Consider the following 10,435-nt stretch of genomic DNA (forward strand, 5'->3'; position numbering starts at 1 on the left):
TGCGCTTAAAATGCGACTATGGTGTTAGTTGAAACCAATATCGACGCCTGCGAAAACACCGAACCCGTCGCCGGGCATCTCAGCAGCAGCATCTCCGTTGGTTGCGGTGTAGACGGGAACCACGCCCATTGCGTAATGTTTGTTAGCAAGGTTATGGAGCTGTAGATAAACGCGACGGCTTTTCTTCGGCCAGAGGTAGCCGAGTGTATAACTGTAGATATGATATGGTGCGGTTTTTGCCTTGTTGTCGTAAGATGCGGTGATCGAAGATGCGGCCTCGACGTCAAAGGTCGTATAGAAACCATTTTTAAAGTCTGCATGCACCTCGCCCTGATAATAATGTACGGGCACACCAGGAAGACGATTGTGACCGAAAACCGCGTCGTGATTGTAGTGAAAATCGGAGTAGGTGTAGGATTGCATGTAGGTGATGTCGCCGCCGTTCCATTTATAGAGCGTGCCGGTTACTCCGGCCTCCACGCCCTGATGGGTCGTACGAGAGGCATTGCTGAAAACGGCGCTGTTATATAGCTGGGACACCGGCGTTACGACTTGTAGGAGTTCGTTGTGTACGGCGGAATGGTAATATGACAGGCTCCAGTGTTGACCGCGCCAGGTTCCTTCTGTACCGACCTCAAAGGTTGTTGCTGTTTGGGGCTCAAGTTTCTGCCAACCTTCGGTCATGCCCGTAGCAGGGCCCGTAGTGTAACGCGAGCCGGAAAGAAACTGCCAATCCTGTGCAGATTGGACGCTACGGCTTACATTGCCATACAGCCGAATGTCTGGCGTGATTTGATAGCGGAACCCGCCACGCGGTGCGAAGTTGAGCGGGTGAGTGCTAAAGTGATTAACAACCGGGTAGCGAACGGAACCAGAACGTGGATCGTAGCTCAGCGCACCACCTGCGGTCAGCCAGAAATTCTTGAATATCTCGGTGTTGTTGCTGACATGGAAGACAGTGCTGCTGCCGCCAAGCTTCTGCCGGTTCAGGAGCGTGCCTAAGGGAATAGTGGGGTATGCGGCAGCCCTACGGACGACGTTATAAAACTGGCTTCCTGGCAAATCACCCGTGGCGTAGACACCGAGAGTCGTGTCGCTTTTATGGTCGAATATTTTATCATTCCGAAGATAACGCACAACGCCGCTTAGGTAGAAGTTGTCGTAAATCGAGGCCGTATTTCCCAATTGATGATTCATTGGTGCGTCGATATAGGTCGCGCCGATCATAAGGCGTGAGTTATCGTCAATGCGGATTGTTGTACGGTTACCGAAATACTTTGTTCCAGGCTCGATTGTGTAAGTACCCCACGTGTTATAGGGAGCCTGAGCCTGTTTAGGATTTTCCCTAATCTGGGCACGGGTCAAATAATACGGGTTGCCTTCGTAGGTTTGGCGGTAACGAAAGAAGAAGCGTGTATCAACAGAATCGTTAAACCGGTAGCCATAGTTAAAGTTTATGCCAAACGCGGTGGATTTTGTCTGCTCCTGATAGCCGGAGCGATAGGAGTTGGTTACACTAATATAGTAATCAGATTTCCCGAATACATGCCCAGAGGAAAGCTGTTCTTTGACATAACCGAAGCTACCTGCCTCCACACGTCCTTGAAAGGTCTTGGCATCGTAGCCGGTAAAGGTGTGATAGTTGATCAGGCCGCCAAGTTGAAGCGATCCTCGGTCGAACCCGTTTCCGCCGCGTAGAATTTCTGTGTAGTTGGTACCTAGTGGCTCCAAGAGTTCATTGAATGAGCCAATGGGTGTGGTTGCTGGCAGATCATCGAAGAGAACGATAATCCCTGCGCGCGTTGCATTTGAGCCAACCTGAAGACCAGACCCACGGATAGACAGGCGAATATCGTCTGACCCTGCCGGAGCTTGCGCATAGACACCCGGCTGATAACTGAGCAGGTCTGCTGCTGTGGCGTTACGTTGTTTGAGCACCATTTTTGAATCGACGACGCTTGTCCCTCCAGGAATAGAGAGAAGCCGCGCGGCTGCACGCCGGATAGGCGGCACATGTGTGCCTTTAACGTTCACCTCTTCCGCATCTGTTGCCCGGGCTCCGCCATGATACATTCCTTCCATCTCGTCATGTTCGGCAGGTTTTGCTGTGGCATTTGCCGAGCCAGCCTGTGTCTTAGCGGGGTGAGGGTGGTGATGGAGCATATCTTCGGGAGACATCCCCTCCATCTCGTCATGTTCGACCGGTTTTGCGATAGTCTTAGTCGCCCCGGTTTGTTTACCGGTTGTGTGGTGATGGTTGTGGAGTGAATGCTCGTAAGACGCATCCTGAGCATAGGCGCTGCGGAAGCTTTCGAGATCTGCCGTCAATAGGATAAGAGCGACAGCATATCTCTTTCGGCGCCTTGAAAAATGTAACATTACGCGCGTGTAGTCAGACATAAAGAGAGCTCCAGAAAAGACAGTATGTTTTTGCGTTGTTTTGAGGTGCGAATTGCATCTCGCGTCAGTCTTAATGCTCGAACGAAAATGGCCGCGTTTGAGGTTGTATTCGCTCGGCAATTGCGTATTTCTATTGCGATGGATTGGCTGCGTATGTTCTTCCACTGCCATTTTGTGGCAGGTAAACCCACCTTCAGTGTCCCGCTAACACTCAAAGCCCGATATAAAGAGAGGTTTAGAGTACTAGCGCTTTCTGGTTACCATGACGGCATAGCTGTATCGGGTGTGGAAGAGTTACTCACGCACAAAGAGTGTCTTTACGACATCGTTCCAAGGCGTTGCTGGCCACACTAAAAAAGCGGAGGGCGATGTCGATGGAAATGCTCGCCACAGTCATCTCGATTGCCGGAATGCCTGTTGCAGCCGTCGCCTTGACCTGAGGGCCAATCGTTTCGAATCCAAATAGGCTGCCCCTATAATGCCCAACAGTGTGAGGCGTAGGCAGAATGGATGACTTCTTGAATCTCGTTTTTAGAAAAAGTGTTTTATGAGGTATGGTTTCCATTCCAGTCGCTTCTTCTACGAAATTTTTAAGTTATTTTCTTCTAACGAATCCATTAGCACATTTTTTGGTGCGTAAATATTATTTTTTATCGTATATTTTGGTGGAATATTTTCATAACTTTCCATATGGTGTTCTGTGATATTCGCTGCACAGGTTAAAAAGAGATCATGGCTTCACAAAAAGGGTCTTATGCTGACGACTTAAAAGAGCCGGTTCCTGATGCGCGGAGTGGCTCTTTAACTAAGCGTGGCTTAATCTCAGGAGCATGCGCACTTTCGACTATTGGCCTCGGGGCTTACCTATTTGGTAGGGCTGTAAAAGCATCTCCATTACCTTTTCCAAAATCTGCTCAGGGTTTAACGAGGCTTCGTGTTTCATTGCCTATGAGTGCTGTTTGTGTTGCTCCCATTGTGGCAGCTGAGCATTATGGAATATTCCGTAGCTATGGCATCGAACCGTCATTTCTAAGCTGGACGAAAACAGATGCCCTGCTTGAAACGCTTGCAACAGCTAAAGCCGACATCGGTATCGGTATGATCATGCAATTTATGAAGCCTCTTGAACAAGGATATAATGTCAAACTGGTAGCGGGTACGCACGGTGGTTGCATGCGCATTGTTGGCTCAAAAAAACAGGGGATTAGCAGTGACATAACAAGCTTGAAAGGGAAAACTATTGGCTTAACTGACATTAATGGGTTCGCTTATAATACTTTTGCTTTACTTTTACATCAGCATGGTATCAACCCTAATAAGGATGTGGCATGGCGCAGCTATCCAGATCCTTTACTGCCCATGGCGCTAGAAAAAAGAGATATTCAAGCCTATGCAGGCTCTGACCCCCTTATGTATCTCGCTCAGGAAAGAGCTAATGGTGACTTGATTGAGATACTTTCCAATCTTTCTGGCTCTTGGCATAATTTAGCTTGTTGTGTTGTTGCAACGGGCACGGATACTCTTAAAAGAGACCGTCAAACTATCTATAATTTTTCTATGGCAGCATTGGCGGCAGCCGAGCTATGTGCCAATGATCCCGAAAAAGTAGCGCAATTTTATAAACAATATTCCAAATCAAACGCTAATTTAGACGATATTGTTAAAATTCTTACTATGCAAACTCATCATGTTCATCCGATGAAAGAAGATTTGTGTAATCAAATAAGACTTTATACTCAACAATTACGAGATATTGGGGTTTTCAACTCAACAACAGATCCCGGTGTATTTTCCAAACGAATAACAGAAAATCTTGTTGCGGAGCGCAGATCATGATCACAGTAGCAAAAGAGCTTGCTCCACATAAAAAAACAATAGGCATATTTTCTTTTTTCAAAGAAAACTATACAATTATAGGCTTTTCATCGTGGTTTTTGGTTTCATTATGCTCATTTTTTTCTTTGAAAGAACATAATTATCCTGGAACATATTTTTTGATATGGAGTAGTTTGTTTTTTAGTTTTTTCCTTTTTTTATTGCCGTTTCTAAAATTCACCCACAATAATAGAATAATTAAATTTGTTTTTTTACATATTCGGTGGTTCGCTGTATTGGGATTTATCATTTTTTTTTGGGAAATGGTAACTGCATACGCTAAACTACTACCTTTACCTTTTTTCCCTTCTCCGCAAGCAGTTCTAAATATTTATCTCACAGATTTTTTCCGTCTATCTGAAAGCGTTTTAAGTTCTTTGTTAATCCTTGTCCCTGGTTTTTTACTGGGTAGTTTTTTAGGATTTTTTGTAGGCGCTGCAATTGGTTGGTCAAAAGAAATACATTACTGGCTACATCCCGTTATTCGTTTTGCTGGGCCACTGCCTGCTATAGCATGGTTACCAATTGCGCTCTTTATTTTTCCTACAATTTACACGGCAAGCGTTTTCCTTGTGGTTATTTCTACTGCTTTTCCGGTGGCAATTTTAACAGCATCTGGCGTTTCCGCTGTTGAAACTGGTTATTACGATGTGGCTCGAACACTGGGTGGCTCTCCTTATTTTTTACTTCGCCATATCGCACTACCTTCGGCTTTACCCCAAGTTTTTGTGGGTCTTTTTATGGGATTAGGTGCGTCGTTCGCTGTGTTAATTGTAGCAGAAATGGTCGGAGCTAAGGCGGGTTTGGGGTGGTATATGGAGTGGGCTCAAGGGTGGGGCGCCTATGCTAATTTATATGCTGTGCTTTGCCTTATGTCGGTTTTATTTTCCACTTTAATAAGCATTCTTTTTAAAGTTCGTAATCACGTCCTTAACTGGCAGAATGATGGTGTAAAATGGTAACATTACCACTCTCCTCCCAAAATACTTCGCCTCACGGGCGTTCTATTCAAATTAGAAACGTAAGCCATTTTTATGAACATTCATCGGGCCATCTGACTGTTTTAAAGAATGTTTCTTTTGATGTTGCTCAGGGTGAAATAATAGCTCTTCTTGGGCCGAGTGGATGCGGAAAATCGACCTTGCTTCGTTTGATATCGGGCCTTGAAACGCCAACAGGTGGAAAAATCGGCGTAGATGGCGTAAGAATTAATGGTCCTTCTCCAGATAGATTAATTGTACTTCAAGATTCTTATTTGTTGCCTTGGAGAACAATAAAACAGAATGTAGCATTAGGCTTTGAAGCACGTAATCTTCCTATTGATCACGGGCAAATAGACCATGTGCTTGATATGGTTGGGTTATTATCGTTTTCAGGTAGCTATCCGCGGCAGCTATCGGGCGGCATGGCACAACGTGCGACTTTGGCACGGGCATTGGTCAATAATCCAGATATTTTGTTACTAGATGAACCTTTTGGAAAATTAGATTCTCTTACTCGGATGAGTATTCAGAATGATTTTTTGAAGCTTTCTCAGAGTAGAACGTTAACCACTTTGCTTGTTACACACGACGTAGAAGAAGCTCTTTTGCTTGCATCGCGTATTATCGTTTTTACACCTAGGCCTGCTCAAATTGTAGACGATTTTGTTATTAATCTTACTGAACCTCGGCATCGGGATAATCGAGATTTTGTTGCATTGCGCCACAATATTTTGGAGGCATTGGGGCATGTTTTTTAGCGTTTCAGAAAATCTTATCATGCCATATATTTATCTTTCATTTTCTTTTCCGTGTTCACTCAAAAAACGAAGTCATTGAATTTTTTCTTATTTTTTAGGCCGAGCAATGCTTACTTTAGTTCGATCGATTGTGCTTGCTATGCTGTGCTTTGTGAGCTTTACGGTGCTTCTGAATATAGAGGCAGATGCGTCGACTTATTCATTTGATCAAAAAAACAAAACAAAAAACAATCAACAAAAGAAAACTGTTTATACTGAGCAGATTGTTGTCACGGCATTAAGCCGATCTTCTGCCCTTACACGTCCGGCAGGCCAGACAACTTATAGCTCTGACAGGCGTGATTTCGCGAACCAGATTGGCCAGAGTGTTGCGGATATGGTGGTGACTATTCCCGGTGTCAGCTTTACTCAGGGGAATGGCCCTCGTGATACTGTGGTGTCAGTCCGAGGGTCTGGAGATCGCCAGTCCTATGGCTTAAAAAATCTTCAGGTTTTAGAAGATGGTTTTCCCATGATCCAGCCCGACGGGACTGCCCGGGCTGACTTGATCGACCCTCACGCCTATCAGGGTGTCGATGTTTTTGAGGGGCCAGCCTCAACCCTGTATGGTAATTATGCCATCAACGGCGCCATCAATTTCCGCACCCGGAAGGGAGCAGATATTCACGGGCTGGAACTGGGTTCCGATTTCGGCAGCTTTGGAATGTTCAACAATTATGCAACACTTGGCTTTGGCAACAGACACTACGATCTGATGATCTTTGGCAGCGATGTGCGTGGAAACGGCTTCATTGCCAATAGCCGTTATAATACCTCGACAGAAAATGTGCGGCTGCGTGTTACTCTGACGTCATCGGATCGTCTTATCCTGAAATTCGTCAACAACGTCACGGATGCTTTTCTGCCAGCAAGAGTGTCACTCAACCAGTATCGGGCCAATCCCTACCAGCAAGGGTGCGCCAATGCGTCCAGCGCGATAGTTAGTTGTGCGTCTGTCAATCTGCTGGTCAATGGCCGCTATGGTGCAAAAATTGCTATGAGCCCTGAAGCAGCCGGTCTAGGGCGTTTCGATCGACGCACGGTGATAGGCCTGCGCTGGGAGCATGATTTCAACAGCCACACAATCTGGCGAAACCAGTTTACATACGATCAGCGCCATATCGACCAACCGACTTCGCCCACGGCGTATGTCGGTCCCTATAATTCCTATAATGTAAGCAGCGACATAACCAACCATGGGCAACTTGCTGGCAGAGCGTTGGAAACATTTGCTGGCGTGAATTTTGATTATCTCGATTTTGGTTCGCAGACTTACAACATCATGCCCCTTGGTGGTGCAACACGAGGGGCCATGAGTTCGGAGAGTTATGGGCACCAGTGGAATCTTGGTGCGCGCTTTCAGGAAGACTGGCATTTTGCACCCGACTGGCACATCGTCGCCGGTCTTGGCGGCACATATTCCGATATTGGCGCAACCGAAACACTTTATGGCTACTCCGCGACAGCCATTACCCAACGGGCCATCACAGCCAATCGTTTCTATTTCAATCTCGCACCAGAAGGCGCGTTAATTTACACGCCATCAAAAGACTGGACACTGCATACCCGTGTTGGCACAGCCTATGGCACGCCATCTTCTTCTAATCTTTTCATTACCCCACAGGGGGAATACGGGAACAATACACAGCTGAAAAGTCAGACAAGTTTCGGCATTGATCTGGGCGCTGACTGGCACCCATCTTCCGCCATTAGTATTCAGGCAACAGGTTTTTACGAATTTTATAAAAACGAGTTGGTCAGCCAGTCCGCAGGCGTCAACACCGTTGGTTCCTACACTTTTAACGCACCTGCGTCAGAACATCGTGGTGTTGTTCTGGGTGGGGAGTGGAAGCCGTTGCCAAAAATGCTTCCCGGTGGTCGGGTTAAACTGAGCTACACCTATGATAACCAGATTTATACCAATTATACCGAGGTTCTTTCCAACAGCACGTTCTCACGCAGCTTCAGCCGTAAAGGGCATTATATCCCAGGGGTCATTCCCAATTTCCTTAATGCCCGCTTTCTTTATGATCAGCCTGACGGCCTACTGGAAGGACTGGGCGGATATGCGGAAGTCACGTGGCGGGATTCTTATTGGCTGGATAACGCCAATCGTCTGAAAGCGCCGGGTTATGCGCTGCTTAATCTTGAAATACATTATGATCCCCCCACGCGGTTTGGCTGGGCACATCGTTTGCACTGGTATTTCGAAGTGCAAAATGTGGCCAACCAGATCTATATCGCGGGAGCCACGAACATCAGCGATAAACTGCAATCAGATGGACAACAGGCTGGTGCAGCCACACTCATGGATAGCACAGGTTCCATCTACGCAGGTGCGCCCCGTGCGTATTTCGGCGGCGTGCGCATCAGGTTTTGAGGGATAGTACCATGACCATACACAGTGCAACTCTCTGGCCAGACCGTCGCACGCTCTGGCGCTGGCATTTCTTCGCAGGGCTGTTTTGCCTGCCTTTTGTGGCTTTTCTCTCTCTGACCGGGGCGGTTTATCTTTTTAAACCCCAGATAGATGACTGGATTGACTGGCGCTATGACCATCTGCCCATCGCCTTGTCGCCCTCTCCCGAGCAGGACGTTCAGGCGGCTTTATCTGCAGTGCCGCAGGGGGCTTTTCTGGCTTATGAACTTCCCCGGACATCGCAGAGTGCTGCGCGTGTTCTTGTTAGCAGGCCAGACGGACAAGCGGTGCGGGTCTATGTGGATCGGAATACCCATACCGTTCTGAAAACTGTTCTGGAAGAGAACAGATTTGAGCGGCTTGTTTTTAGGCTGCACGGTCAGTTGCTATTAGGCAATGTGGGGTCTGTCATTATGGAAATGGTTGCATCATGGACCATTGTGCTCATCGTGACAGGCGTGCTGCTCTGGTGGCCGCGCCATCAGCGCGGGCTGGCAGGCATTGTCTACCCACGCCTTCGAACAAAGGGACGAACCCGCTGGCGGGATCTCCATGCGGTCACTGGTGTTTGGACGTCAGTCTTTCTGGTGCTGTTTCTGGTATCCGGTCTTCCGTGGTCCTTCGTTTGGGGACACACTCTACAATCGGTCGAAAACACGGTTGGTCGCCTGACCTCTGTCAAGGACTGGGAAATTGGCGCTGTGCCAGTCGCAGCTGTCATTGCCGGGCACCCGCTCGGACAACCACAGAAGTTTCCCGCAAAAGAGAATATGGATATGCCCGGTATGGACATGCCAGCCGCTTTAACCTCTTTTCCGGAAGGAGATTTGCTGAGTAGTTTGGATACTGTTGTAAAGACTGCGAGCGCTCTTTCCCTGCCAGCTCCGGTAATCATTACACCGTCTGGCTCTCTATGGACTGTGCGTTCCGACACACAAAACCGACCTTTGCGGGAAAGTGTGACAGTAACACCCGACGGCCATGTGGTGAAACCGGAAACGTTTGCCGAGAAAGGTCTTATGGATCGGATCATTGGCTACGGCGTTGCGGCGCATGAGGGTCAGCTTTTTGGAGGGGTGAATCAGGCTATCAACCTTTTAGTGGCAGCCAGCTTACTCATGATGAGCTGTGCAGCAACAGTGTTGTGGCTTAAACGCAAACCTGCGGGCTCTTTGGGGGCACCGCTCGCTTTGCCTACCCAAACTTATGGGCTTGGTGGTATTATTGTCCTCATTATACTAGCATTATTTCTACCAGAGTTGGGGTTATCGTTAGTCGTTCTGGCTTTAGCGAGCTTGATACCAATCAAAACCAAACCATGAAAAGCCTGAGGCTTTTGACGACCTGTAGCCTATGACAATGCATTGCTTGAAACCATAAATCGTCTCTACAAAACCGAACTCGTTTATCGGCTATGGCCATTGAAAGCAGGGAACCTATTGAACTGGCAACGCTTAAGGGGGGCTGGTTCAACAATCAAGGTACCCTGTCATTCATTGGAAATATTTTACGAACAGAAACTGAAGCACGCTTTTTTTGCACAATAGGAAACATATCTACTAGCCGCTTAAATTAGATAGAAAATGTTTTCACAAATTTCGGGGCAATTCTTCTTGTCGAGAGGGCGGGTATTCGTGAACTAGGCAAGCTCTGCCTTGACGGTCGTCTCATTAAGCAAGCGTTTGGTCTGTGCCGTAATTGAGAAATTTTTCAGCACCTGCCTGCAGTAGACTATGTTACGGGTCGTGTATTGTTTTGGGCCACGATAACTTACCCCATGAGGTAGGGGCTTACCCGTATCGGGATCAATGTGGCCGCCTGTGACATCAGCAGCAACGGGCTTTGTAGCCTCGACCATGAGAGGAGTGTAAGACCTTCCTCGTGGTGGTGCAAAAACTAAAATTTTTTGGAGGAGTTTCGCCAAAAAACACTGTAAAAACAATGGTATCCCGTACGGGATT

General features: G+C 47.3%; 6 protein-coding genes and 1 pseudogene. 5 read left to right on the forward strand and 2 right to left on the reverse strand.

Features of this window, described 5'->3' with window-relative positions; all coding sequences use genetic code 11:
- Positions 1–24: 24 nt before the first annotated feature.
- On the reverse strand, positions 25–2,187 hold the full coding sequence (locus tag Abor_RS09210) for a TonB-dependent receptor family protein (protein WP_408734818.1): 2,163 nt from the start codon (positions 2,185–2,187) through the stop codon (positions 25–27).
- Between the two features lie 945 nt (positions 2,188–3,132).
- On the opposite strand from Abor_RS09210, the gene Abor_RS09215 reads away from it, so the two are divergent.
- The 5 genes from Abor_RS09215 to Abor_RS09235 all read left to right on the forward strand — a co-directional run bounded on the left by Abor_RS09215 (position 3,133) and on the right by Abor_RS09235 (position 9,796).
- Complete coding sequence (locus tag Abor_RS09215; protein WP_084594468.1) at positions 3,133–4,236, forward strand: ABC transporter substrate-binding protein; 1,104 nt, start codon at positions 3,133–3,135, stop codon at positions 4,234–4,236.
- Positions 4,233–5,237 carry an ABC transporter permease gene (locus tag Abor_RS09220; RefSeq protein ID WP_052946410.1) on the forward strand — a complete coding sequence of 335 codons (1,005 nt, stop codon included), beginning with the start codon at positions 4,233–4,235 and terminating at the stop codon, positions 5,235–5,237. The genes Abor_RS09215 and Abor_RS09220 overlap by 4 nt, the downstream gene beginning before the upstream one ends.
- Complete coding sequence (locus Abor_RS09225) at positions 5,231–6,016, forward strand: ABC transporter ATP-binding protein (protein WP_048841561.1); 786 nt, start codon at positions 5,231–5,233, stop codon at positions 6,014–6,016. Before Abor_RS09220 ends, Abor_RS09225 begins: the two co-directional genes overlap by 7 nt.
- Positions 6,017–6,122: 106 nt before the next feature.
- Positions 6,123–8,435 (forward strand): TonB-dependent receptor family protein, encoded by a 2,313-nt coding sequence (locus Abor_RS09230; protein WP_244877886.1) that lies wholly within the window; start codon positions 6,123–6,125, stop codon positions 8,433–8,435.
- Between the two features lie 11 nt (positions 8,436–8,446).
- Positions 8,447–9,796 (forward strand): PepSY-associated TM helix domain-containing protein, encoded by a 1,350-nt coding sequence (locus Abor_RS09235; protein WP_048841562.1) that lies wholly within the window; start codon positions 8,447–8,449, stop codon positions 9,794–9,796.
- 317 nt (positions 9,797–10,113) lie between these two features.
- On the opposite strand, the pseudogene Abor_RS13030 reads toward Abor_RS09235, so the two are convergent.
- Positions 10,114–10,435, reverse strand: a pseudogene (locus tag Abor_RS13030) (hypothetical protein); the annotation flags it as partial.

The organism is Acetobacter orientalis, from assembly GCF_000963965.1.
Taxonomy (GTDB): Bacteria; Pseudomonadota; Alphaproteobacteria; order Acetobacterales; family Acetobacteraceae; genus Acetobacter; species Acetobacter orientalis.